This is a genomic window from Acinetobacter nematophilus (assembly GCF_026344175.1).
Classification (GTDB): Bacteria; Pseudomonadota; Gammaproteobacteria; order Pseudomonadales; family Moraxellaceae; genus Acinetobacter; species Acinetobacter nematophilus.
This window is the reverse complement of sequence record NZ_JAPKMY010000001.1, coordinates 295,264-319,720: the sequence shown is the minus strand read 5'-3', so window position 1 is coordinate 319,720 and position 24,457 is coordinate 295,264. Positions and strand designations below refer to the sequence as shown.

Below are 24,457 nucleotides of genomic sequence, written 5' to 3'. Positions count from 1 at the left end.
ATCATTTTTATGAGTACAGAAAAAAAATTATCTACTCAAGAAGTCATTAAACTGGAACGTGATCTGGCGAAGTTTGCCAATATGATGGATTCAGTGGTGCGGATACCATTTACCAAACAAGGAGTAGGTGCGGATGCCGCGTTAAGCACGATTCCGGTAGCAGGGGATGTCGCAGGTTTTATTTTGACTTGCTATGCCGTATACAAAGCCAAGCAGATTGGTGTGCCACAAGCCAAATTAAATGGCGTATTAAAGCTGGCGATCATGGATGGTATTGTCGGGTGTATTCCAATTGCTGGGACATTATTTGATATTTTTATACGCCCAAGTCGTAAGGCTTTGGATATTGTACATGACCATATTCAAGCAGAGTATCAGATCTATACAGATGATCATGTTGTTCACCCATTTTTACATGAAAAATTAGAGCAAAAGCAGCAGCATTCCGCTTTTTGGCGCAACCCAATTGTTGCATGGATCTGGATTCATATTCCTGACATTCTAGGTTTGCTGGTCTTGGTTTTGATTGCAATTGCAATGTGGCTGGGTGTAAATATGTTGTGGGATTGGTATCAGAACTATAAAAATTAACAGCGCTGCTTAAGTTGATTTTAAAAATGAGTAGATGCGAAGACAGAGGTCATCATGCAAGATTATATTTCGGCAAATCTTCCTGCAATAAATTTTGATCAGACACGTAAATTTTATGCATTTTTAGGTTTCCAATGTGATTATCAATCAGATCAATGGATGATTTTAACCAAAGACAGTCTAATTTTAGAGTTCTTTCATCATCCCCAATTGGATCCTAAAACCTCATGGTTTAGTGCCTGCTTGAGAACACATGTTTTAACGGATCTATTTCATTTTTGGCAAGCTTTGGATTGGACGCAATATCCGAATGCGAGAATGACAGAGATCGAATATTTAGAAGAAATTGATATGTTCTGTGTCATTGATCCAAATGGCAGTCTTATTCGCTGTATTCAATTGGCCTAGTATTTTAGTTAAGTTCGAATTTCAGTTCATGGCGTATTCTTTAATTGAGCTCTCAAAAAGCCTGTAACTATAATCAACTGCTATATTCCATTTTTAGATGATTCAGCAACAACAAAGCCTCCAATCAGGAGGCTTTGTTGTTGCTGAAGGAGGTGAATAAAGTAAATTCACTTACTCGTGCGTTTAAGGCAGATTTAATTGACGTAAAGCAGCAACACGTTGCTCGATACTTGGGTGGGTTTGGAATAAAGCGGCCAAACTAAAGCCTTGTTCCTTACCTTCCGCAATCGCAAATGCTTTCATTTCTTTTGGCATTTGATCTGGCATCTCAGATTCAGCTTGTAAACGTAATAATGCTGAAATCATGGCTTCTTTACCCGCAAGCTGAGCACCCGCTTCATCAGCACGGTATTCACGGTAGCGAGAGAACCACATGACAATTGCAGAGGCCAATATACCGAAGACGATATCAAGTACAATGGTAATCGCAAAATATGCCAAGCCAGGTGCTTCACCATCTTCACGACCAAACACGTTACGATCAATAAAGTCACCAACCACACGTGCAAAGAACATGACAAAGGCGTTGACTACACCTTGAATCAGAGACAATGTGACCATGTCACCATTGGCAACGTGACCAATCTCGTGTGCAAGTACAGCACGTAATTCATCTTTGTTCATGCGTTCGAGCAGGCCTGTTGAAACCGATACCAATGCATCGTTTTTATTCCAACCTGTTGCAAAAGCATTGGATTGATAAGATGGGAAAATACCAACATCTGGCATTTTGATACCAGCACGTTGAGAAAGTTGAGCAACCTCTTGTAATAACCAAACTTCTGCTTGGTTACGAGGAGCATTCGGATCAATTAATTCAGTGCCTGTTGTTTTCAGTGCCATCCACTTTGACATAAAGAGGGAAATTAAAGATCCCACCATACCAAAGACAAAACAGATGACCATCAGGTTGCCTAATTTAAGACCGCCAGCGCCGTGGTAACTACCAACACCTAATAATGATAGGATAATGCCAGCTACAACCAGTACCGCGAGGTTGGTTAGCAAAAACAAACCAATCCGCATCATGGAGAGAGTCCTCTTATAAATAATCGATAATACGATTTATGGGAATAAATCATGAATTTCAATATGAGGTTTAGGAGATTAAAATTCAAGAATCATTGAAAAAACCTATACGATGAAAAAGTAAAAAATTTCAGGTATAGGGATAGTCCATCAGAAATTTATCTAAAAAATTGAGTCAGATAAAAATAAATTCTCTATATAGGAGAAATCATAATAACTTTCAATGATTTGTTTAGAAAATGTAATTGTACAATGGAGTGACTTGATTTATACATTTAAGTCATAAACATTATTCAATTTCATCCTCACATATAGATCATGAAAAAGCCTTGGTATAAACAATCTAATCGCCTATTGTGATTCTAGCGGTTGCACTGGCATGAGCTGTTGAATAGGATCCGGCAGGTGCATCGGTATAAGTCCCATCTGAAGCAATAATAATTGGGCGACTACTATACTTTACAGGTTGAATGCTTGAAGCATTGTTGATCGTAGGTGCAGGATCATTGTTATTTAAATCATTTGAATTAGATTGAGCAATCATTTGTCCAGTGCTGACATTACTGTTGGTTGATAAGCTCAGACCGCCGGCATACAGATTGTTTAAACGACTGGTGACTCGTTTCACATAGTCCTGTGTTTCGCGAAACGGAGGAATGCCGCCATATTTGTCGACATTACCTTCTCCTGCATTGTATGCAGCTAAAGCTAAATTGGTGTTTCCATTGAATCTTTTCAATAACCAGCTCAGATACTTCGCCCCACCAAAAATATTTTGTTGAGGGTCAAATGAGTTAGATACGTTGAAGCGACGTGCAGTTGCAGGCATGAGCTGCATCAGACCTTGAGCGCCTACAGGAGAACGTGCATTTGAATTAAATCCTGATTCAGTATGCATTACTGCTTTGATTAAACCTTCGGATACACCATGTGTTTGAGCAGCTTGGCGAATAATGCTATCAAATGCGTTACGGCTTTTGCTGTAACTGGGCAGAACTGAGGACTCAGAACTTCCCCAATTGTTATAACTGTGAATGTTACTGTCTTTGTAATAGGTCACTTTAATTTTTTGTAAAGCGCTATCATTGTTTTTTCGGTTGGTGAGTAAAGTGGTACCGTTTTGATCTTTATAGAAGTAAATTTGACCTGCAAATGTTTGAGATGCGAATGAGAAAATACTCATACATCCTAAAACCGATAACATAGAACCTGTAATTAATTTTTTCATTTGTAGTAATTAATATATTTCCCCAACTTCATTTTGGAGTTTATCAAAGTTATTGGGCAAGAAAAACTATGAATTGAGTTTTAACAATACAATTAAAAAAATGCAAGTGCTATTTGTTGGCATATTAAGCAAAAAAAATTTTATATTTTTTTTGAAAAATAACTATTGACTAAGGTAAGACATTGAAATTTATATTGAAAATATAGTGATTAAAAAATGATCAATTTAAGGAGAATGCCCATCATTGCGATAGAAATCTATGTCAAGCCCCAAAGAATCCACAATTTTATCCACAGGTTTTGTGGAAAACTGTGGAAAAGTCCAAAAGATAAGCACTTTGCATAAAAAATGAACTTTGCCGTCTATTTTAAATCGATGAATAAGTCAGAAAGATGACCAAATAAAAATTGATGCAAAATAAAAAAATCTTTAGATGCGGTTAACGTTCAAATCAGATAAAATTGCCCAGTATTTTTTTATGGGTCTATCTCGTCTATGTTCTCGCCAGTTGAGTCCGAGCAAGGATTTAATTTCAAACCAGAACTTCCAACAAGTTCAGCTTATTATCGTCTCTTGAAAAAACTTCGCCGTCAGGTGGGTCATGCCATTCGTGACTATAAAATGATTGAGGAAGGCGATAAGGTGATGGTCTGTGTTTCTGGTGGGAAAGACAGTTATACCTTGCTGGATATTTTGTTGCAATTTAAACGCATCGCTCCAATCAACTTTGATGTGGTTGCGGTCAATTTAGATCAGAAACAACCAGGTTTCCCGGAAGACGTGTTACCAAAGTATCTGGAAGAAAACAATATTCCTTACTATATTTTGGAAAAAGATACTTATAGCATCACCAAACGTTTGACGCCGGAAGGCAAAACCTATTGTGCTGTATGCTCTCGTTTGCGTCGTGGTTCACTGTACGGCTTTGCACAAGAAATTGGCGCAACTAAAGTGGCACTTGGACATCACCGTGACGACATTATTGCGACGTTCTTTTTGAATTTATTCCATGGCGGCAGTTTAAAAGCCATGCCTCCAAAATTACTGTCTTCAGACAAAAAAAATATTCTGATTCGCCCGTTGGCATATGTTGAAGAAAAAGACATCATCAAATATGCTGAAATCCGCAAATTTCCGATTATTCCATGTAACTTGTGCGGTTCTCAGGAAAATTTACAACGCGCAATGCTGAATGACATGCTGCGTGAATGGGATAAACAATATCCAAAACGTTTACACAGTATTTTTGGTGCATTACAAAATGTTTCACCTTCGCAATTAGCAGACCGTGATTTGTTCGATTTTGAAAAATTGGATGAAGAGCGTGAATTTGATATGAAATGTGACACTGAAGAAATGAAAAAACGCTTGGATGTGGTCAATCTGAGTTTTGCGGCAGACTGATCTTTTTTGCCAATTTTCTGAATGAATCGGGTACTCATATTGAAATGAGTGCCTGATTTTAAAAAATAAAACGATAAAACCAATAAAACATGAACAGTCCGTACAAAAAACTTTAGCCCAAATTGAAATTATCATGCTATAACATTGGGCAAGCAAAACTGCTTCACCCTGATGTTGTCTGGATAGATAGCACAATAAATTGAATAAATAATTTGAGGAATGAACATGCCTGCATTTTTAACTGATGATTGGTTTGCAAATGTTGAAAAATTAACTGCGGAAGCAGGTGATTTAAACTTGCCACCAGCGCTTTCTGGTTTAGCGATTAATTTGGTTGTTGCAGATGCAAATGGCAACACGGAGCTTGCTTTGGATGGTGGCAAAATCATTAAAGGTAGTTCTGCAAATGCCAAAACGACGCTCAATATGGATGCAGAGACCCTTCGTAAAGTGTTCCTAGAGTTTGATATGGCAGCTGCGATGCAAGCGTTCATGACAGGTAAAATTAAAGTTCAAGGCGATATGTCGCAATTAATGGCATTACAAACGGCGAAGCCTAGCCAAGAACAAAAAGATTTGTTTAAGAAAGTATTAGAGCAAACGGCTTAATTTTCTTGAAACTAAAAAAAGCTTACTCTTAGAGTAAGCTTTTTTTTTTGTCTGATGATTTAAGTCACTTGAAAACTCATCCTGTCTAGAGTGGGTAGACAAAGTAAGATGACCAAGAAACTTGAAGATCCAACCATATTCATCGACATCGTTAGTTAGATTTCCAGTAAACGCGGTGTTGTTTTGATGTGCTCTAAATACGCACGAATACGGGTGACATATTGTACTGCTTGCTTATAGCGACCATTACTGCTTTGATGGCGTGTTAAATAATTATAAAGATTCATCCAGTCATTGGGATCTTTACCTTGAGCTTTAATACGCTTTTGGATACCTTCAACAGCACCAGGTCCCATATTATAGGCAACCAATGCATACCAATGACGGTCAGGTGTACGAATGTAAGAATAGCGATTCAACATCATATCAAAATATTTTGCGCCACCTTGAATGCTCTGTGCTGGGTCATTACGGTTACTCACACCCATGGCTTTAGCAGTATTGTTGGTTAACATCATTAAACCCCGAACACCTGTGGGAGAAACAGAGTCTGGTTTTAAATATGATTCCTGATAACCAATCGCAGCAAGTAGATGCCAATCTAAACCATACTGTTGTGCAGAACGTTTAAAACTGGCTTTGTAAATCGGTAAACGAGTACTTAGATCACGTTGAATGGTGTTCCAATCGTCTTTCTTTACAACATTACGATTATAAAATGATGCCAATTGCTGTGTTGCACCATTTTGTTTACTTTGACAGATGAAACCACTTGCCGTTGCTGTGAGTGGATCGTCAGCTTGCTTAAAGACCCAATTAATATCGGTGTTTAAGCCATTGTTTTTTAAACTGTTGAAATCACCGCATGTTGCTGAAAAAGAAGTGAGATTTTGAGCTTCTATACTTTGCATCGTTGCAGTGGTAATCGCAAAATTGGCTTTGCCCTGATTCACCATCTTTAATGCAGATGCATTATCTGCAACAGTTTTAAACTCAAGCTTTACGTTTAAACTTTCAGCATAATTGTGGGCTAAGTCATAGCCGAAGCCATGCTTATATTGTCCATCCTTAAATACTATACTCGGATTGGACACCGCAACTACAGTCAACTTACTTGAATTGACTACAGCATTGTATTGATTGTTCTTACTGGCATTAATACTGAAAGGAATTAACGCCGTGGATAAAACTAAACATTTAATTGGAAGAGCACGAAATAATGAGTTAAGGCAAAGCCTCGACCCAGAGGTTGAACTGCTGTGCATGTTGTCTCCGCTACAAGTAATTTATTGCCCTAAAAAGTAATAAGCACAAAAGCACCTAAAAACTTCTTACAGTTGGTAAATTCAATAAGGGTGGGCAGTCATGAACGTCATTCAAAAAATGACATGTGGGATTGAAAGATTTTGCAGAAAAACTACAAAATTAAAAAAGTAAGCTAATAAAACATGTGCGCATAATATAGGCAGTTTTTTTACCTGTCAAATTTTGTTTAAAAAATGAACACTATTTAATATTTAACTTGATGATTTTTATATTTAAATTTTTTTTAAATTTATACTGAAATAGTTTTGAAATAAAATTTGAAAAAAATGTAAGCAAATGTAGCGCATGTAAGTTAAGTTAGAACACTGTTGATAAAATTTTAGTTTAGGATTTTACATGGATTTTTTTCGATTTGGGGATACAAGCAACACTAAAAAAGAGAGCATATTTGTACTAAAAATCCGTCGCAGCGTTCTGACTTTTTTACACGTTGGCAGTAAACTAGCATCAGTTTTTTTTAATGCATCTCAATGCGGATCTATGGTGAATGGTTTTAAATCATGAAATCTAATTTAATCACCCGTTCAGGACATGATTTACTGGTTGCAGAACTGCAACGACTTTGGCGTGAAGAGCGCCCAGAAGTGACTAAAAAGGTAACATGGGCTGCCAGCCTAGGTGACCGATCTGAAAACGCGGACTATCAATACAATAAACAGCTGTTAAGAAAGATTGATCGCCGTGTACGATATTTAGGTAAACGTTTAGAAGAATTACGTATCGTCGATTTTGCACTCGAGCAAGAAGGCAAAGTCTATTTTGGAGCTTGGGTCGAAATTGAAAACGATGAAGGGGAATCTAAAACTTTGCGGATCGTGGGTGTCGATGAGATATATGACCATCATCCACAACATATTTCGATTGACTCTCCCATGGCAAGGGCATTGCTCTCTAAGCAAGTGGATGATGAAGTCGAAGTAATGACACCTTCAGGAAAAAAGCTTTGGTATATCAACTCAATTCGTTATGAAAAGCATGAAATTTCAGCAAATTAATGGGATTTGATTTTATTTTGTACATTCGAGCGTAAAAATGCAGAAAAAGATTTGCCAAGTTGTATTTTTATTTATATGATAGCCGCCATTGGAAGCGTGGCAGAGCGGTTTAATGCACCGGTCTTGAAAACCGACGAGGGTGTGAGTCCTCCGTGAGTTCGAATCTCACCGCTTCCGCCAAATATCTAAAAAAGCCCTTGTGATTACAAGGGCTTTTTTTTCTCTCGCTTACCTCATTCAGAGACTCAGATAAAAAATAATCGATTAGTTTTTATAGAGATTTGATCAAACTAATTGGAAAAGAAAAATTCTTCACTATTTGATTTTCACGGAGTAACCCTTGTTCCTAAGGAACAATCACAAAATCTGGATTGGCAACAGCAAAAGCTGCATCACGGTCTGGTGCAGGTGGATAGATCCAAATCGTGTTAATTTCCTGCTTAATCTTTTTACCTTCCGCACGGGTTACACATACTTTTCTATCCCAACCTTCAGTATATAAAGCTCCCCATGCGCCTAAATCCAAACATGTGACATATTTAGGCTGGCTATAAGGATGCAATGGGAGACCGACTAATTCTGCTGCTGCATTATGTCCAGCAACGCGACCGAGACTCATTGCATGTTGGCAAGACATCACATTGAAGTGACCAAGATCGTCCGTCGCAACTTTTACGGTATCGCCTGTGACAAATATATTTTTGGAAGATGGGGCATGTAGGAAAGAATCACCAAGGATTCGACCTAAATTATCTTTTTCACCTGAAATTTGTGCAGTCAATGGATTGGCACGCATACCTGCTGTCCAAATGATTGTATTGCTCTCAATGGTTTCGCCATTGGACAATGTTACGCCATTGCCATCGAGTGACAACACTCTTGTATCCGCTATGCTTTCAACAGCCAATTCAGTTAAAGCGCTCTGAATTACCGTTGCGGCTTCATGACCCATCGCAATTGCAATTTCAGGTGAAGTGTCAACAAGAATGATACGTAACTCTTGCTCTGTACCTAGAATCTTTCTTAAGCGTTCTGGAATTTCAGTCACTGTTTCTAGACCGGTGAGACCTCCACCCACGACAATTACTGTATTTCGCGCTTTGCTATAGGGCTGATTCACTAGATCATTCAGATGTTGATCCAGTTTTTCAGCATTCGCCAAGTCACTCACGCTAAATGCATATTCTGCAAGTCCAGAGATTGGCGGTATGAACGCACGACTCCCTGTAGCTAAAATGAATCGATCATAGTTCAGAATTTCTTGCTGGTTGTTTGATTTCTTTATTGTTATGGATTGGGCATTCTCATCTATATTTTCTACGGTCCCTGAGATGTATGTTGCTCCGACTGCATCAAGCAAAGCAGAAATATCAGGATTCATATTTTCCAGAGATTGTTCGTAGAGACGAGGGCGAATCGTGAGGTTGGGGGTTGGTGATATCATGATCACCTCAATATTCTGTTCTTGATTTGCCAAGGCAATTGCTCTTTGAGCAGATATGACCGCCCATAAACCTGCAAAACCTGAACCTGCAACAATGATACGTTTATTCATTGGGGTTTCCTTTTAAATAGATTGTTTTTTAAGCATCTTGAATTTTGGGTGAGTGAAAGCTCTCTCTGACCTGATCAAAGTAGAGAGCATGGTTTATAAAGCGTTTACTGATCCAGAAACGGAAGATTAAAACCTTTTAAAAAACGTGATGTGTTTTCTTAGGAAGACTTGGCTTTTCGCATCTTCGTTGTTCTTTCTTGCATACGATGATTGATCCATCCATTTACATCACTGAAAAAAGTTTGAGGCGCTTTTCGACTAAAGCGTTCAGCGATATCCGAAAGCGTATGTGAAGCTAAAGCACTACGCATGGCTTTCTCAGCTTGTTGCATGACCGCATGTATCGCACATACGCCATCAGTTGCCCAAGGTGGTGGATTGTTGTCAAAAACCATACATTTTTCACGGATGTTTTGGCAGTCAAAAAGTGGTTTTTCACCTTCAATTGCTTGGACCACATCCAAAAAACTAATTTCCTCAGGGGAGCGAGCAAGCAAATATCCCCCACGAATGCCTTCTTGTGCGACAACAATCCCTGCTTTTTCAAGTTTAGGAAAAATCTTTGCAAGAAAACTGGGTGAAATACCTTGCAGTTCAGCAAGATCACGACTACTCAAAGCCTTTTGCTCGTTGTTCACAAGAAACATAAGACAGTGAAGGGCGTATTCGACGCTAGATGTAATATAGGCCATAGATTCGCATGCATTTATTGATTAAACACAGATTAACTTTGTCCTAGTTTTTTGTCAATATAAACTAGGATTGATTTTGTCTGTGTTTTAAGTGTGCTAGAAATTTTATAATCTATGCTTTTGAATGCTGAGATAATTTTTCTGTTAAATTGATGTGTGCCTTTTAACAGTGACTTGCACGTATTGGGACATTAAATAAAAACTGCTGACCATCAAGAATAAATCAACATCAGACTTTCAGCGGGTGCATTGGAGTTTGGTGTGTATTTTAAATCGTGTTGAATCCTCTATAGAGGAGGACATTAGATTGGAAATGATTTTGTATGAAACAGCGGTCAGAGTGAAAATATTGATCCATCTTTTATAGAATATGCTGAATCTTATGCATGATAAGTGACGCTTTATATCGCTGGTCAGGAACAGAGCTGCTCCTGACCAACACCTCATCATGATAAGTGTTCAGATGTATGGTTGGATGCATGTGGGGATAATGAACGTAAATCAGAACCAGAAGGTGCCTGATAAATTTTCAATCCAAATTCAGGGATGATTGCCATCAGATGATCAAAAATATCAGATTGAATTGCCTCATAATCATTCCATACCGTCGTATTGGCAAATGCGTAGATTTCGAGAGGTATGCCTTCACTGGTGGGCTGTAACTGGCGAATGATGAGCGATTGGTTTTTTGCAATACCTGAATGTTGTTTTAGATAAAATTCAACATATGCTCGGAAAGTCCCAATATTGGTCAGACGTCGCTGATTATAGACAGACTGATTTTCAAACTGCTGATTAAAATTCTCTAGTTCAGACTGCTTATTGTCCAGATACTGATCCAGTAATAAGAATTCTTTTAATTTCTGTTGTTCTTCCTGAGTTATGAAGTGAATACTGGTTTGATCAATAAAGATGGAGCGTTTGATACGTCTTGCACCTAATAGCTTCATGCCACGCCAGTTTCTAAAGGTATCGGTCACCAATTTATTGGTTGGAATTGTGGTAAAGGTCTTGTCAAAATTTTGTACAGTAATGGTATGTAGTGACATATCAATGACATCACCATCTGCATTCAATGACGGCATTTCAATCCAATCGCCAATACGGACCATATCATAAGAAGAAATCTGTACGGATGCGACCAGAGAAAGAATGGTATTTTGGAAAACCAATAACAATACTGCTGCCATGGCACCAAATCCTGCAAGCAGAGTAAACACATCTTTCTTCAGAAATGTACCCAATACCAATAAGCCACAAACAATAAATACGATCAGCTTGACCAGTTGAAGATAACCTTTAATCGGCTTGTTCAGTGACTTTGGATTACGTTGATAGAACAGGTTGAAAACATTGAGCAACTCACTGATCGCAAGAGCAATGGTCAGAAAGATAAAGGCTTGTGCAGCCATTTGAACCAGACTGACTACTTTTATAGACAAATGAGGAACTGTGTTGATCCCATTTAAAATAACAATCGCTGGAACAATGTTCGCCACTCTTCGGATAACACTGTGCTCAGAGAAAATTTCACTATAGGCAAACTTCATTTTGGAAATAAGTTTACGTATCCCACGAACAACGACCTGTTTTGCAATAAAATTTGCTAAAAATGCGAAAAGCAGCAGAATAGATAATGATGTCAGCATTTCTAACCATGGATACTGATCAGACCATTCCTGAATATTTTTTAAAAAGGCAAATTTATCCAAAAGTACAACCTCAAAATCTCGGATAGGTCATTGTATTGTTTGTGAATGACAATATTGGATAAAAATACTTTTTAGCTACATTTGGGCATCATTTATTTACTCAATTGAATGATCATATGATTTAGTATCGATTGCCCACTGATTATATCTGTAAGTTTACACTTTAATTTGAGTGTCTAGATGATTGGATTTTTTTGATCAGTTGTGTCCTATAGATCTTTATATATTTCAATTTTTTTAATTCTCATATGGCAGTAAGAAGATTGAATTGCTCCTATTTTTGTGTTTTTTAAAGTCTTAAATCACGATTTTTTTCAATCATATTTTTATGATGTTATCTTCAATACAGATGCTTCCCGTCATTTTCAGTTATATTGTTTGCATTGGATAGGAGATGGTCTGTGATCAAAATTCTTGGAAGAACTGATTCAATCAATGTTAGAAAATTATTGTGGTTGTGTGACGAACTCAATATTGCTTATGAACGCGAAGATTGGGGTCGTGGCTTTCAATCTCCTCAAACACCGGAATTTCTAAAATTAAATCCCAATGCCACGATACCCGTACTGATTGATGATGATTTTGTATTGTGGCAATCCAACACGATTATTCGATATTTGGCCAACCAATATGGTGGTCAACATCTCTATCCTCTAGATGTCAGGCAACGTGCTGAAGTGGATCAGTGGATTGACTGGCAAGGCATTGAATTGAACAATAGTTGGACTTACGCCTTAATGCATTTGGTTCGTCATTCACCCAAACACCAAGACTTGGAATATGTTGAACAAAGTATTCAGGCTTGGACCAAACATATGCATATCCTCGACCAACAATTAGAAAAAACGGGAGCTTATGTCGCAGGACAAAAATTTTCTTTGGCGGATATAGTGATTGGGTTGTCTGTACAACGTTGGTATTTAACACCATTTGAAAAAATAGATTTTCCCAATGTCAAAACTTATTATCAACGTTTAAGTCAACGTGAGGCGTATATGAGATGGGGCAATAATGGTCAAAACTAGGTGGTGTGCAGACTTGAATTATGCCGTAATTGAATTGGATCGAAACAAAAGTAAAAAGAGCTGAAAATAATGTCAGCTCTTTTTTGTTGCTCAATCAAGAAGCTTGAAGCTCATTTGTGATCAAGGTTACACCTGTTACTGACTGGATCTGCTCTAGGCTGACATCTTTTGCCAGTTCAATCAATTTGACCCCTTGCGGCGTTATATCCATAACGCCAAGATCCGTGATAATGCGATTGACAACCAATCTGCCTGTAAGTGGGAGTGAACATTCAGGGACAATTTTAGGGCTGCCATCTTTAGCACAGTGTTCCATCAACACAACGACTTTTTGAACACCTGCAACCAAATCCATGGCACCTCCCATCCCTTTGACTTTTTTGCCTGGGATCATCCAGTTGGCTAAATCACCTTTTTCAGAGACTTCCATCGAACCTAAAATAGCGATATTCACTTTACCGCCCCGAATCATGGCAAAAGATTCTGCACTGGAAAAAAATGCAGCTCCTTTACGTGCGGTGACCGTTTGTTTGCCTGCATTGATTAAATCTGCATCTACTGTTTCTTCAGTTGGAAATTCATCTATTCCCAATAAACCATTTTCAGATTGAAGCCAGACATCAATATGCTCAGGTATATAATTTGCAACCAGGGTCGGTAAGCCGATCCCTAAGTTGACATAAAAACCATCTTCAAGTTCTTGAGCAGCACGCTCAGCCATTTCATTACGCGTCCAAGCCATGATTAAGCCTCCGTTTTCAATGTCAATTGTTCAATTCGTTTTTCAGGTTGTGCATTCAAGACGATACGATTGACATAGATGCCAGGAAGATGAATTGAATCAGGTTCTAGCTCACCGATTTCAACAATTTCCTCAACTTCGACAATGGTCAATTTTCCAGCCATAGCGCATTCCGGATTAAAGTTACGTGCTGTTTTACGGAAAATCAGATTACCAGCTTTATCTGCTTTGTAGGCTTTTACCAAAGCAATATCTGCTACCAATGTATGTTCAAGGATATAGTCTTTGCCAGCAAAATTACGGGTTTCTTTTCCTTCCGCAACCAGTGTACCCACACCTGTCTGGGTAAAAAAGGCAGGAATACCTGCACCACCGGCACGGAGTTTTTCCGCCAATGTTCCTTGAGGCGTCAGTTCAACTTCAAGTTCACCGTTTAAATATTGACGTTCAAATTCTTTGTTTTCACCAACATAGGATGAAATCATTTTTTTGATTTGTTTGGTTTGTAACAGTTTACCTAGACCAAAATCATCGACGCCAGCATTGTTTGAAATACAGGTTAGCCCTGTTACACCAGTTTCTTTTAAAGCATCAATCAATGCTTCTGGAATTCCACATAATCCAAATCCGCCTACAGCAAAAGTCTGGTTGTTTGCAACCACATCTGCTAAAGCTTCATGTGCACTCGCGACAACTTTGTTCATCGTTTTAACTCTATGTCCTTTAGAACTTTTATTATTAGCATTCCGTAAATAATTTTAGAAATTGATTCTTTCAAATGTTCAATGAGAAAAACTCATTAATTTTGCTTTGGGAACACTGAGTACGGTTCTTGAGAAAAGGGTTTAAAACGGATAGGCCAACAAGGTGTCGATAAACTGGGAGGAGATATTGGAGAGTTCAAAGTCTTTTTTATAAATCACCCCGACTGGAAGACTGACTTCGCCATCTTCAATTTCAATCAACAGATTATTTTCTTTATCAATATAATTTTGAAAATGTCGTGGAATTGCACTGACACCCATCCCAAAAGCCACAAAATGGGAAAGTGAACTGATTTGATGGCACTCAATTTTTAAATCGAGAATTAAATCATTCTGAGCACATTTTTCTTCGACCACATGTCGAATGATTGACGGTTTCTGTAGGGTGATAAAGGGATAAGAACATAACTCATGCCATGTCACTGCTGTATGCTTTGCCAGTACATGATCTTTCGGAAGCAATGCCAAAAAATCTTCATTGAAAAATGGTTTAAAAACTAATTGATCATTATGCTGAGGTTCAAAGCAAATACCGAGTTCAAAAATACCTTCTTGTACTTTTTCGATGATTTTTTCATTGGGAATATCATGGATTGAAAAATTGATATTGGGATGATGCTTGTTAAATTCATTCAGTACCGCAGGTAAAATAGCATGTGTTGCAAAGGGCATAGAGGCGATATTGAGTGTTCCTCGATGCAGTTTAAAACGTTGTTTGACATCTCTTTCCATATCTTCCCAATTGGCTAAAAGCTTTCTGGCAAATGGAATTAAAGCATTTCCTTCGGCAGTAAGATCGACACGGCGGGTATTACGTTTAAAGAGCTTGCCACCGAGTTCATCTTCTAAGCTTTTGATACTCAAACTTAAAGCTGATTGACTCAAACAAAGCTCATTGGCGGCATTGGCATAGTTTAATGTACGGGCAAGAACCAAAAATGCTTTTAATTGTTTGAGTGTCATACGTCTACCTCATTGATCTTTAGCCCTATGATACGCTAAACCAAGGATCTTTGATCGTCATACGAACGATTTAGATGCTTAAATAATAATAATGGATTTAGTCAATAAGCCAAGTTCAATGGAATAGTATGAGCTTAAGAAAAGTTTAATTTTTTTAATGGGTTAATCTAAGTTTTCTTGTGAATCAATAGTGACTGCGTACGGATCAATAAATTTACTCCGAAGTTTTTAAAATAATCAATGGACGGTTTTTGTTGAATGATCTTGAAAATCATCATTTTGTTTTTTATTTCAGCAGCGATTAAACGAACAGCAATATAAATCTGCTCCAATTCATGAGCTTTTCATATTAACTGATAAATATTTTCAAATAATATCCCTAAAAATTTGGATTATAGTTTTATCGATAATTTGGACATGGATATTCCAATTTATAAATCTGGACGATTTATAAAGGCTCAATATATTGAAGAAAATTAATTTTTCTAAGCATCCATTTTATTTATTGAATGACCCATTCATCTCAATGAATGGGATTGCCTTGTGATGATTTGAAATAAAAACAAGGTGGATTTAGACATATATGCTTTAAGGACGGAGTAAAAAATATGTGGGAACTGGGTATAATTTTGCTTTCTCTAGGGCTGTTGATGTATACCGCCTACAGAGGATTTTCTGTGATTCTCATGGCACCGATTTGTGCCTTATTCGCCGTCTTACTGATCAATCCAGCCAATGTTTTGCCATTTTATTCTGGTGTATTCATGCCAAAAATGGTGGGCTTTATTAAAGATTATTTCCTGGTTTTCTTACTTGGGGCAATTTTTGGTAAAGTTGTTGAAATGTCTGGTATTGCAGAATCAATTGCTAAAACCATTGTCCAACTGATTGGCTCTAAAAATGCCATGCTGACAGTTGTGCTTTTGGGCGCGATTCTCACCTATAGTGGTGTGAGTCTGTTTGTGGTGGTTTTTGCAGTCTATCCATTTGCTAACCAATTGTTTAGACAAGCCAATATTCCAAAACGATTGATTCCAGGCACAATTGCACTGGGTGCTTTCTCGTTTACGATGGATGCTTTACCTGGTACACCCCAGATTCAAAATGTGATTCCGACTACTTTTTTCGGAACCAATATTTATGCCGCACCTTTTTTAGGAATTATTGGGGCAATTTTTGTTTTGGGTGTCGGTTTAAGTTATTTGGAGTGGCGTCGCCGTGTTGCTGCTCGCAATGGTGATGGATTTACTTCTGGCATCACGCTGACAGAAGCCGAACTACAACAATTCGAAAGTCAGTCTCAACAACAGGATAACGGTTCTGGACTACGCCAATTCATGGCATTTGTTCCATTGATTTTAGTGGCGGTGATGAATAAATATTTATCCACTGCGATTAAACAATGGTACCCGAACGGCTTTGATTTTAATGCGATTGGGCTTGCAAACTATACGGTGGATGTTGCTAAAACATCAGCAATTTGGGCGGTCGGTTTGGCATTAATTGTGGGGATTATTACCGCCATCATGTTTGATTACCGCCGTGTCTCCACAAGCTTTAAAGAAGGCGTAAATGCAAGTATCGGCGGTTCTTTACTTGCGGTCATGAACACAGCGTCTGAGTATGGTTTCGGTGCCATTATTGCGGCATTGCCAGGTTTTGCCGTTATTAGTCATGCTTTGGGACATACTTTTTCCAATCCACTGGTGAATGGTGCAGTGACCACCACTGTTTTAGCAGGGATTACAGGTTCTGCTTCGGGTGGGATGAGTATTGCGTTAAGTGCGATGGCCGATCAATACAATGCTGCTATTGCTGCAATGGGAATTCCTGCCGAAGTGATGCATCGTATTGTTGCCATGGCATCAGGAGGTATGGACACCTTACCGCATAATGGTGCAGTCATTACTTTACTTGCCGTAACAGGACTTACCCATAAACAATCGTATAAAGATATTTTTGCCATTACGATCATTAAAACGATTGCCGTGTTTGTTGCGATTGCAGCATTTACATGGTTTGGTATTGTCTAAGCTTATATTGAAGAAGCAACACAGGGAGTCAAACATGAGTCAACTTCTCAAAGATAAAGTTGCATTTATCACAGGTTCAGCAAGTGGTATTGGGCTTGAAATCGCTAAAAAATTCGCACTTGAAGGGGCAAAAGTGGTCATTTCAGATATGAATGCGGATAAATGCAATGACGCTGTTCTTGTCTTAAAAAAGAATGGATTTGAAGCATTATCTGCACCTTGTGATGTATCTAGTGAAACTGCCTATGCAGCGGCAATCGACTTAGCCCATTCTACTTTTGGACGTTTAGATATCCTGATCAACAATGCTGGTTTTCAGCATGTTGCGGCTATTGAAGAATTTCCAACGGATATTTATCAAAAGTTGTTAAATGTGATGCTGGTGGGCTCTTTTATTGGCATTAAACATGTATTTCCAATCATGAAAGCACAAAAGTACGGTCGTATTATCAATATGGCTTCGATCAATGGTCTAATCGGTTTTGCTGGAAAAGCAGGTTATAACAGTGCGAAACATGGGGTCATCGGTTTAACGAAAGTAGCCGCTTTAGAGTCTGCGCGCGATGGTATTACCGTCAATGCATTATGTCCGGGTTATGTGGATACGCCTTTGGTTCGTGGTCAGATTAAAGATTTGGCCAAAACACGTAATGTCAGTGAAACCAGTGCACTTGAGGATGTTATTTTAGCCATGGTGCCACAAATGCGCTTACTCAATGTTGAAGAAATCGCAGATTATGCAATTTTCCTTGCTTCTGAGAAAGCAGCAGGAGTTACAGGTCAAGCTGTGGTGATGGATGGTGGTTATACAGCACAATAATGATGTTGATCATTATTGAACTATAGATTTAGCTCACCAAAATCATTGATTTATTTGTTTTCAAAATTTATGGAGGAGTAGTTTCTCCATAAATTTGAGTGATTTATCTGAATGAAAGCGTTGTTTTAAACAATTAGATATCTAGATGCTCCCAGCATTTTCCATGGATGAAAGGAACAGAATATATGAAATCAGTCAATAAAGTTGCCATTATCGGTACTGGTGTAATTGGTGCAAGTTGGGCTGCTTTCTATCTCAGTCAAGGATTTCAGGTCAGTGCATTTGATCCAGCACCTGACGCAGAACACAATTTAAGCAATAGAGTTCAAATCTATTTACGAGATCTGTTTGAATTGGAAGAACACAAACTGGATGATTTGCAAACCTATATCACAGATCTGTTAAACAATTTAAGCTTTTATGGACATATCGCCGATGCGGTCAAAGACGCCGATTTTATTCAAGAAAACGGTCCAGAAAGAATTGATTTAAAAAAACACCTGTATGCGCAACTCACACAAAATTGTCCTCGGGACACGATTATTGCTTCAAGCTCATCTGGCTTAAAAATATCCGACATTCAACAAGATTGTGTTTATCCAGAACGAATTGTTTTAGGACATCCTTTTAATCCGCCACATCTATTACCACTTGTGGAGATTATTGGTGGCGAGAAAACACAGGCAAGGTATATACAGGATGCTTTTGAGTTTTACCGATCATTGGGTAAAAAACCGATCTTGATCCAAAAGGAAGTCAAAGGCCATGTGGCAAACCGCTTACAGTCAGCGATTTGGAGAGAAGCATTTTATCTGGTTTCTGAAGGCGTATGCAGTGCAGAAGATATTGACACTGCAATTACCAATGGACCTGGATTACGTTGGGCAATCTTTGGTCCATATCTCAATATGCAACTGGCCAACCAGCAGGGTTTTAAAGCAGCAATGCATCATTTAGGTGAGCCAATGTCAGAATGGTGGGCTGATATGAAACCTTATGCACTTACTGAAGAAAAAATCGACATGTTGGATAATGAAACACAGCAGTTTATTCACAAGTTGGGTGATAGAAATCTTCAAGAGACACGTAATCAAGCCTTGTTAAAAACGTTGAAAATGAGAGCTGAACTGGATTTGCCATAATTGTGTTTGTTGAATCAATTTACTGCTGAATTTTAAAAGTTTGTCCCGTCATAGTGAATAGCGATGCTGATTTTGAAATGATTTGAGATCGCTATACTCAATCTTTTGAAAAACGTATCCAGCAAAATATAATTTCTGTTGATCAATAAAATCCATGTGATAAATATATTGTTGAATGATACCAAGCTTTGATTGCTGCGCTTTAACCCTAAAGTTTAAATAGGTTTGTGTAGAGCCAGCATCACTTTGATCAAGCAATTTTGTTCAATCATAATCCTGCACTGCAAACAAAGCATTGCTTTGTTTGCTCATATACTTCCATTCGATATGAAGACATCCATGTGGCTTGATCATAGAAAGACCATCTATGAGCCAAAAAGCAAAATAAATAAATCACCAAAAGCTTCTAATAAATTGTAAAAAGCTTCAATTACATTGGTAATAAATGATTGAAATCAAATTACGTGTATGAATTAATCAGGTGCTTTGGCTATATTGATAAATCAAACCATTTTCTGTGATTTCTCAAGTACCCTTCCGCGGTTTAAATCTCTATATAGACGAACTTATCTGGCCATAGAGTACGATATGTTTGACCCAATGTCCTTTTTCCTTAATCGTTTTGTCTTTATAGGAACAGGGCTATCATTTAAGGACAATCTCTATTGATCAGACATTCAATTGATTGACAGGTCAGAAGATGCTCACTATCTTAAAATAACAAGTTCTTTTTTGGAACTTGCTATTTTAAGATAAATTCTTGAGGTGAGTTATGTCTATATCAGCGGTGACAGAAAAATCAAAGCAAAAAACACCTGCATCATTTCCAGTACGCCGTATGGATTATGAGTTTCAGGATATACCTAAATATTGGTGTAATAATGAACCAACTTTTACACATTACTTCACAGGTCTATCGACTTTGTTTCCAGAAGGCGAGTCTTATTTTGTTCGTTCAGTACGCGCATTGAGAGACAAGGTGAAAAGCAATCCAAAGTTAGATCGTGATATCGGCGCATTTATTGGTCAAGAAGCCATGCATTCTAAAGAACATCATGCTTTTCATGTCAGCGCTCAACAATATGGTTTAGATCCTGAATCTTTAGAAAAAGTGACAGGGATAATATTGAAAGCAATTGAGCGGATTTTTCCGAAAAAATGGAATCTATTGGTTACCGTTGGTTTGGAACATTACACAGCCGTTCTTGTGGTAGAAATGATGAAAAATGTCAATGAGTTAATGACAGACACCACTATTCGTAACTTATGGCTTTGGCATAGTGTTGAAGAAACTGAACATAAGGCTGTGGCATATGATATGTACGAATATTTATATGGAAAAGGTCTAGATGCCTATATTCCTCGGGTCGCTATTTTTACCTTTAGTTTGGTACTGATTACTGCTTTTTCAAATGTCTATCAATTGGTGTTGATGTCAAGAGACAAGCAATTATGGAATATTAAGTCATGGGCAAAATTTGCAGGTTTTGCAATGCAGTCCTATCGAAAGCTTATTCCGCAATTTTTTTCTTATTATCATTTTGACTTTCATCCGAATGATACAGATGAATCGGAAATTGTCGCGAAAAGCAAAGTAAAGATTGGGCTTTCAACTGAACAATCCACTTTTATTCATTGATTTTAGACTGAAAAATTTACCGCTATTGTTTAAAAATGAAGGCATCCGGATTGCTGATCATATACAGATGAGGCAGCAATCTCATGCATCTCAGCAATGGACATGTGCTTATATTCGCCGTATCTGCGGATTTCTAATGTTATTCATACCAAGGCTTGTCATTAAATAATTGAACAATCCACTCAATAAAGACTTTTTGTTTGGGGGAAAGTAAGCTTCTTGAAGCATAGAGTAAAGACACAGGAAGTGAGGGTACAGGATATGCTGTTAAGATTTGATCAAGTTTGCCTTGTGCTATTTGGGCACGATGACCATAAAGAGGCACTTGAATAATCCCGAAATGATTAGTTGCAGCTGCTGTATAAGTATTGGCGCCATTCACTTGAATTTTGGTCGCTAAATCAAAGCTTTGAATTTCCTGATCCACACAAAATTCGAGAGGGAGCGATTTTTGTCGAGCAGATGAATAAAAGCCAACCATAAAATGCGAGTCTAGATCTTTTAAGTTTTCTGGTATGCCATAGCGTTGCAAGTATTGAGGACTCGCCAAGGTGACCTGTTGAATATTGCCAAGATGCCTCACAATCAGCTCACTGTTGTTGAGCTGGCCAATACGAATGACACAATCAATCCCTTCTTTGATGAGATCGACATAGCGATCACCTTCGGAAATTTGTAGTTGAATTTGAGGAAATTCAGTTAAAAAATCTTGTAATTTGGGCAGAATATAATGAGCTGCGAAAACACCATGTACTGCTATATTCAGCACCCCTTGAGGTTTTGCATGAAGAAAACCATGGTCTGATTGGTCGATATAATCCAAGATATATTTACAACGCTCATAATAGATTTGCCCCTCGTGAGTCGCGCTGACTTGTCGTGTAGTACGAAATAATAAACGTGTATTCAATTGCGATTCTAATTGTTTAATTGCATCTGTCAGGGTTGAACGTGGCAGATTTAAAATTTGCGCAGCTTTCGTAAAACTTTGCTGTTCTACAACATTCACAAAAGCAGACATGGCATTGAGTTTATCCATTTTTTATTCCAATTGTTCGGTTTATTCGGATAAAGATGTCGGAAACCAAGAGATTATCATGTTTTAAATGAACAGTATCATACAACTGATCAATACATATACTTCATCAGAACAGGTCATTACTATGCATACAGTCAATCAAATACAGTATGAAAAAGTCATTCTTATTACGGGAGCTTCAAGAGGAATCGGGGCGTTTACAGCACGTTTATTGGCACAACAAGGGCATAAGATCATTATCAACTATGCCAATAATGATCAAGAAGCACAGAATATTTTGAATGATATCCAAGCTTTTGGAGGTACGGTCAGTCTATTTAAAGCAGATATCAGTCATTCCAGTGAAGTTACCGCGCTTTTTGATTATGCAATCCAGACCTATGGTCGTTTGGATATTCTGATCAATAATGCCGGAATCATGAAACTCGCTAAGATTGAGCAAGTCGATGATGAAAGTATTGATCAAATTTTAGCAATTAATCTCAAAGGTTCACTTTATACTATGCGTGAAGCTGCTAAACGATTAGAAAAGGGCGGTAAAATTATTAATTTATCCAGCAGTGTGATAGGGATGAAACTAGAAGGTTATGGCATTTATACTGCTTCAAAAGCTGCCATTGAAGCCTTGACAGCAATCTTGGCTAAAGAGTTAAGAGGCAAAAATATTACGGTGAATGCGATTGCTCCGGGACCTACTGCAACAGAACTTTTTCTGGAAGGCAAAAGTGCTGAACTTATTGCAAATTTAACAAAAGCTTCGCCCCTAGAACGTTTAGGTACCGTTGAAGATATTGCAGCAGTGCTGGATTTTGCTGTTAATGAAGCAAGTAATTGGGTCAATGCACAAGTATTGCGTGTTAATGGTGGAATTATATAATTTATAAAAACTTAAAATTTAAATATCCATACACAGCAAAATTGAGATGATCACCTTGTTCATCTCGATCTTGCCAAATTTGAGTATATGGTTTTTTGATCGCTTATCTATAAGATTATTTTTTTAAATATTCCGCATGCGCTAAATACTTTTCCATCTCTTCTTCTGGAACCATACCTCCTCCAGTTCCCCAAACAATATGATTGGCATTTTTTAATTGTTTTTGGCTAAGCTGATGGAGTGTTGCATAGTCTTGGTATTGATGGATCAAAATTGGTCCAAGCATACCTGCCAATGCAGAAGGTTCCAATTTCAGTTGTTCAGAATCATTCAGCATACCCAGCAATAAATACATACTTTCATCACTTAAAGTATAAAAACCATCCAGTAATCGTTGCATGGCGCGTCCAACGAATCCTGACGCTCGTCCAACAGCAAGACCATCAGCGGCAGTGATATTATCAATGCCTAAGTCTTGAACAGAAATTTCATCATGTAATCCCGTCGCGACACCCAGTAACATGCATGGTGAATGGGTCGGCTCAGCAAAAATGCAATGCACATGATCACCAAACGCCATTTTTAAACCAAATGCGACACCACCTGGACCTCCACCGACACCACAGGGTAAATAGACAAATAATGGATGTTCTTGGTCTACTCGAATATTTTTTTCATCTAATTGCTGTTTTAAGCGTTGTCCAGCAACGGAATAGCCTAAAAAAAGGGTTTGAGAGTTTTCATCATCAATAAAAAAACAATTTGGATTGTTCTGCGCTGATTTTCGACCTTGCTCGACTGCGACACCATAGTCTTCGGCATATTCAATAACGGTCACATTGTGCGCACGTAATTTATCTTTTTTCCATTGACGTGCGTCTGCTGACATATGTACCGTCACATCGAAACCAAGTTGCGCACTCATGATTCCAATTGAAAGCCCCAGATTTCCTGTAGACCCGACTGCAATACTGTACTGGTTGAAAAAGGATTTAAATGCAGGGCTGGTCAGTTTCATATAATCATCTTCAAGCGCCAATAATCCTGCTTGAATGGCAAGTTTTTCAGCATGGTAAAGCACTTCATAAATCCCACCTCGCGCTTTAATCGAACCCGAAATCGGAAGATGACTGTCTTTTTTCAGCCAGAGTTGTCCCTGTATTGATTGTCCAAAATGTTGTTCTAAGCCTTGCTGCATATTTGCAATGCTGACCAATTCTGACTCTATGATGCCTTTGGACGATTTTGTTTCTGGAAAAGCATACATCAAATAAGGGGCAAAACGCGTTAGACGTTGACTGGCATCTTCTATATCCTTTTGCCCAAGTCCTACATAAGGTAGTCCATCTTTAAGTGATGTAAAATTTGGATTGAACCACACTGTTTCTTTTAATGAGATGAGATCAGCCACGATAGGATATCGAGTGATTAATTGCTGAATATGTTGAGCATCCATAAGCGTATTCCTAAGCGCTGAGATCATCTGTGCAAATCGCCATAGATCAGTCGATAGTGTTAATCATTTTGTCGTAACTTTGAAATTGCTTGCGCAGCATGTGCCTTTATGCTCAAAGTTTGAGGATTGATGTATTGAAATTAAATTTGAAAAATCTGTCAAACGAAGAAATTTGATTCATGCATTAAACTCATTCATGTGAAAAGAATGAACTGATATTTGATATGGTTGATCATTGCAGGCGTCATTAAAAAATACTTCTATTCATGCAATCTAAAAAGATTCCTCCTATATTTAGATTCTAAATAAATGAGGCATGATCAAGATCGGCAATCAAACAGGATGAAC

General features: G+C 38.0%; 22 protein-coding genes and 1 tRNA gene. 12 read left to right on the top strand and 11 right to left on the bottom strand.

Annotation, left to right across the window (positions count from 1 at the left end; translation table 11 throughout):
• Positions 1 to 9 precede the first annotated feature (9 nt).
• The gene (locus OSH00_RS01480; RefSeq protein WP_266128953.1) at positions 10 to 591 is read left to right on the top strand and encodes a DUF4112 domain-containing protein; all 582 of its coding nucleotides are present in this window, start codon (positions 10 to 12) and stop codon (positions 589 to 591) included.
• Positions 592 to 645: 54 nt separating this feature from the next.
• Positions 646 to 999: a bleomycin resistance protein gene (locus OSH00_RS01475; RefSeq protein WP_266128952.1), complete on the top strand. Its 354-nt coding sequence runs from the start codon at positions 646 to 648 to the stop codon at positions 997 to 999.
• Positions 1,000 to 1,182: 183 nt separating this feature from the next.
• On the opposite strand, the gene htpX is transcribed toward OSH00_RS01475, so the two are convergent.
• Positions 1,183 to 2,088, bottom strand: coding sequence for a protease HtpX (gene htpX / locus OSH00_RS01470; protein WP_266128951.1), 906 nt, complete (start codon positions 2,086 to 2,088; stop codon positions 1,183 to 1,185).
• A gap of 343 nt (positions 2,089 to 2,431) precedes the next feature.
• Entirely contained in the window at positions 2,432 to 3,316 is an 885-nt protein-coding gene (locus OSH00_RS01465; protein ID WP_266128950.1) for a lytic transglycosylase domain-containing protein, read from the bottom strand.
• Positions 3,317 to 3,811: 495 nt separating this feature from the next.
• Here OSH00_RS01465 and ttcA point away from each other — a divergent pair, with 495 nt between their 5' ends.
• Positions 3,812 to 4,720 (top strand): tRNA 2-thiocytidine(32) synthetase TtcA, encoded by a 909-nt coding sequence (gene ttcA / locus OSH00_RS01460; protein ID WP_005030632.1) that lies wholly within the window; start codon positions 3,812 to 3,814, stop codon positions 4,718 to 4,720.
• A gap of 225 nt (positions 4,721 to 4,945) precedes the next feature.
• Positions 4,946 to 5,329 carry an SCP2 sterol-binding domain-containing protein gene (locus OSH00_RS01455; RefSeq protein ID WP_266128949.1) on the top strand — a complete coding sequence of 128 codons (384 nt, stop codon included), beginning with the start codon at positions 4,946 to 4,948 and terminating at the stop codon, positions 5,327 to 5,329.
• A gap of 155 nt (positions 5,330 to 5,484) precedes the next feature.
• On the opposite strand, the gene OSH00_RS01450 is transcribed toward OSH00_RS01455, so the two are convergent.
• Positions 5,485 to 6,594, bottom strand: a complete 1,110-nt coding sequence (locus OSH00_RS01450; RefSeq protein ID WP_266128948.1) for an MltF family protein — start codon at positions 6,592 to 6,594, stop codon at positions 5,485 to 5,487.
• 561 nt (positions 6,595 to 7,155) lie between these two features.
• On the opposite strand from OSH00_RS01450, the gene greB reads away from it, so the two are divergent.
• Positions 7,156 to 7,650: a transcription elongation factor GreB gene (greB, locus tag OSH00_RS01445; RefSeq protein ID WP_266128947.1), complete on the top strand. Its 495-nt coding sequence runs from the start codon at positions 7,156 to 7,158 to the stop codon at positions 7,648 to 7,650.
• Positions 7,651 to 7,740: 90 nt separating this feature from the next.
• Positions 7,741 to 7,830, top strand: a tRNA-Ser gene (locus tag OSH00_RS01440).
• A 166-nt stretch (positions 7,831 to 7,996) separates the two neighbouring features.
• On the opposite strand, the gene OSH00_RS01435 is transcribed toward OSH00_RS01440, so the two are convergent.
• From OSH00_RS01435 to OSH00_RS01425, 3 genes are all read right to left on the bottom strand, one after another.
• Entirely contained in the window at positions 7,997 to 9,205 is a 1,209-nt protein-coding gene (locus OSH00_RS01435; protein WP_266128946.1) for an NAD(P)/FAD-dependent oxidoreductase, read from the bottom strand.
• 158 nt (positions 9,206 to 9,363) lie between these two features.
• Positions 9,364 to 9,897 (bottom strand): RrF2 family transcriptional regulator, encoded by a 534-nt coding sequence (locus tag OSH00_RS01430; RefSeq protein ID WP_266128945.1) that lies wholly within the window; start codon positions 9,895 to 9,897, stop codon positions 9,364 to 9,366.
• 446 nt (positions 9,898 to 10,343) lie between these two features.
• Positions 10,344 to 11,609, bottom strand: a complete 1,266-nt coding sequence (locus tag OSH00_RS01425; RefSeq protein ID WP_266128944.1) for a mechanosensitive ion channel family protein — start codon at positions 11,607 to 11,609, stop codon at positions 10,344 to 10,346.
• Positions 11,610 to 12,010: 401 nt separating this feature from the next.
• Here OSH00_RS01425 and OSH00_RS01420 point away from each other — a divergent pair, with 401 nt between their 5' ends.
• Positions 12,011 to 12,634 carry a glutathione S-transferase family protein gene (locus OSH00_RS01420; RefSeq protein WP_266128943.1) on the top strand — a complete coding sequence of 208 codons (624 nt, stop codon included), beginning with the start codon at positions 12,011 to 12,013 and terminating at the stop codon, positions 12,632 to 12,634.
• Positions 12,635 to 12,728: 94 nt separating this feature from the next.
• Here OSH00_RS01420 and OSH00_RS01415 read toward each other — a convergent pair whose 3' ends face one another.
• From OSH00_RS01415 to OSH00_RS01405, 3 genes are all read right to left on the bottom strand, one after another.
• On the bottom strand, positions 12,729 to 13,376 hold the full coding sequence (locus OSH00_RS01415; RefSeq protein WP_266128942.1) for a CoA transferase subunit B: 648 nt from the start codon (positions 13,374 to 13,376) through the stop codon (positions 12,729 to 12,731).
• Between the two features lie 2 nt (positions 13,377 to 13,378).
• Entirely contained in the window at positions 13,379 to 14,080 is a 702-nt protein-coding gene (locus tag OSH00_RS01410) for a CoA transferase subunit A (RefSeq protein ID WP_266128941.1), read from the bottom strand.
• 141 nt (positions 14,081 to 14,221) lie between these two features.
• Positions 14,222 to 15,103 carry a LysR family transcriptional regulator gene (locus tag OSH00_RS01405; protein ID WP_266128940.1) on the bottom strand — a complete coding sequence of 294 codons (882 nt, stop codon included), beginning with the start codon at positions 15,101 to 15,103 and terminating at the stop codon, positions 14,222 to 14,224.
• Between the two features lie 608 nt (positions 15,104 to 15,711).
• Here OSH00_RS01405 and OSH00_RS01400 point away from each other — a divergent pair.
• The 4 genes from OSH00_RS01400 to OSH00_RS01385 all read left to right on the top strand — a co-directional run bounded on the left by OSH00_RS01400 (position 15,712) and on the right by OSH00_RS01385 (position 20,737).
• Complete coding sequence (locus tag OSH00_RS01400; protein ID WP_151751593.1) at positions 15,712 to 17,136, top strand: GntP family permease; 1,425 nt, start codon at positions 15,712 to 15,714, stop codon at positions 17,134 to 17,136.
• 34 nt (positions 17,137 to 17,170) lie between these two features.
• Positions 17,171 to 17,956: a 3-hydroxybutyrate dehydrogenase gene (locus tag OSH00_RS01395; protein ID WP_266128939.1), complete on the top strand. Its 786-nt coding sequence runs from the start codon at positions 17,171 to 17,173 to the stop codon at positions 17,954 to 17,956.
• Positions 17,957 to 18,141: 185 nt separating this feature from the next.
• Positions 18,142 to 19,098 carry a 3-hydroxyacyl-CoA dehydrogenase NAD-binding domain-containing protein gene (locus tag OSH00_RS01390; protein ID WP_266128938.1) on the top strand — a complete coding sequence of 319 codons (957 nt, stop codon included), beginning with the start codon at positions 18,142 to 18,144 and terminating at the stop codon, positions 19,096 to 19,098.
• A gap of 772 nt (positions 19,099 to 19,870) precedes the next feature.
• The gene (locus OSH00_RS01385; protein ID WP_266128937.1) at positions 19,871 to 20,737 is read left to right on the top strand and encodes a metal-dependent hydrolase; all 867 of its coding nucleotides are present in this window, start codon (positions 19,871 to 19,873) and stop codon (positions 20,735 to 20,737) included.
• 139 nt (positions 20,738 to 20,876) lie between these two features.
• On the opposite strand, the gene OSH00_RS01380 is transcribed toward OSH00_RS01385, so the two are convergent.
• On the bottom strand, positions 20,877 to 21,776 hold the full coding sequence (locus OSH00_RS01380; RefSeq protein WP_266128936.1) for a LysR family transcriptional regulator: 900 nt from the start codon (positions 21,774 to 21,776) through the stop codon (positions 20,877 to 20,879).
• Between the two features lie 124 nt (positions 21,777 to 21,900).
• On the opposite strand from OSH00_RS01380, the gene OSH00_RS01375 reads away from it, so the two are divergent.
• Positions 21,901 to 22,653, top strand: coding sequence for an SDR family oxidoreductase (locus tag OSH00_RS01375; protein ID WP_266129288.1), 753 nt, complete (start codon positions 21,901 to 21,903; stop codon positions 22,651 to 22,653).
• Between the two features lie 115 nt (positions 22,654 to 22,768).
• Here OSH00_RS01375 and dsdA read toward each other — a convergent pair whose 3' ends face one another.
• On the bottom strand, positions 22,769 to 24,109 hold the full coding sequence (gene dsdA / locus OSH00_RS01370; RefSeq protein WP_266128935.1) for a D-serine ammonia-lyase: 1,341 nt from the start codon (positions 24,107 to 24,109) through the stop codon (positions 22,769 to 22,771).
• Positions 24,110 to 24,457: the final 348 nt, after the last annotated feature.

What these genes read in the sequence shown, in the direction of transcription:
- OSH00_RS01385 (WP_266128937.1), top strand. Translation starts at nt 19,871, where the DNA reads ATGTCTATATCAGCGGTGACAGAAAAATCAAAGCAAAAAACACCTGCA.
- OSH00_RS01415 (WP_266128942.1), bottom strand. Translation starts at nt 13,376, where the DNA reads ATGGCTTGGACGCGTAATGAAATGGCTGAGCGTGCTGCTCAAGAACTT.
- OSH00_RS01475 (WP_266128952.1), top strand. Translation starts at nt 646, where the DNA reads ATGCAAGATTATATTTCGGCAAATCTTCCTGCAATAAATTTTGATCAG.
- OSH00_RS01405 (WP_266128940.1), bottom strand. Translation starts at nt 15,103, where the DNA reads ATGACACTCAAACAATTAAAAGCATTTTTGGTTCTTGCCCGTACATTA.
- OSH00_RS01435 (WP_266128946.1), bottom strand. Translation starts at nt 9,205, where the DNA reads ATGAATAAACGTATCATTGTTGCAGGTTCAGGTTTTGCAGGTTTATGG.
- OSH00_RS01455 (WP_266128949.1), top strand. Translation starts at nt 4,946, where the DNA reads ATGCCTGCATTTTTAACTGATGATTGGTTTGCAAATGTTGAAAAATTA.
- OSH00_RS01410 (WP_266128941.1), bottom strand. Translation starts at nt 14,080, where the DNA reads ATGAACAAAGTTGTCGCGAGTGCACATGAAGCTTTAGCAGATGTGGTT.
- htpX (WP_266128951.1), bottom strand. Translation starts at nt 2,088, where the DNA reads ATGATGCGGATTGGTTTGTTTTTGCTAACCAACCTCGCGGTACTGGTT.
- OSH00_RS01380 (WP_266128936.1), bottom strand. Translation starts at nt 21,776, where the DNA reads ATGGATAAACTCAATGCCATGTCTGCTTTTGTGAATGTTGTAGAACAG.
- OSH00_RS01450 (WP_266128948.1), bottom strand. Translation starts at nt 6,594, where the DNA reads ATGCACAGCAGTTCAACCTCTGGGTCGAGGCTTTGCCTTAACTCATTA.
- OSH00_RS01390 (WP_266128938.1), top strand. Translation starts at nt 18,142, where the DNA reads ATGAAATCAGTCAATAAAGTTGCCATTATCGGTACTGGTGTAATTGGT.
- ttcA (WP_005030632.1), top strand. Translation starts at nt 3,812, where the DNA reads ATGTTCTCGCCAGTTGAGTCCGAGCAAGGATTTAATTTCAAACCAGAA.
- OSH00_RS01375 (WP_266129288.1), top strand. Translation starts at nt 21,901, where the DNA reads ATGCATACAGTCAATCAAATACAGTATGAAAAAGTCATTCTTATTACG.
- dsdA (WP_266128935.1), bottom strand. Translation starts at nt 24,109, where the DNA reads ATGGATGCTCAACATATTCAGCAATTAATCACTCGATATCCTATCGTG.
- greB (WP_266128947.1), top strand. Translation starts at nt 7,156, where the DNA reads ATGAAATCTAATTTAATCACCCGTTCAGGACATGATTTACTGGTTGCA.
- OSH00_RS01400 (WP_151751593.1), top strand. Translation starts at nt 15,712, where the DNA reads ATGTGGGAACTGGGTATAATTTTGCTTTCTCTAGGGCTGTTGATGTAT.
- OSH00_RS01395 (WP_266128939.1), top strand. Translation starts at nt 17,171, where the DNA reads ATGAGTCAACTTCTCAAAGATAAAGTTGCATTTATCACAGGTTCAGCA.
- OSH00_RS01430 (WP_266128945.1), bottom strand. Translation starts at nt 9,897, where the DNA reads ATGGCCTATATTACATCTAGCGTCGAATACGCCCTTCACTGTCTTATG.
- OSH00_RS01480 (WP_266128953.1), top strand. Translation starts at nt 10, where the DNA reads ATGAGTACAGAAAAAAAATTATCTACTCAAGAAGTCATTAAACTGGAA.
- OSH00_RS01465 (WP_266128950.1), bottom strand. Translation starts at nt 3,316, where the DNA reads ATGAAAAAATTAATTACAGGTTCTATGTTATCGGTTTTAGGATGTATG.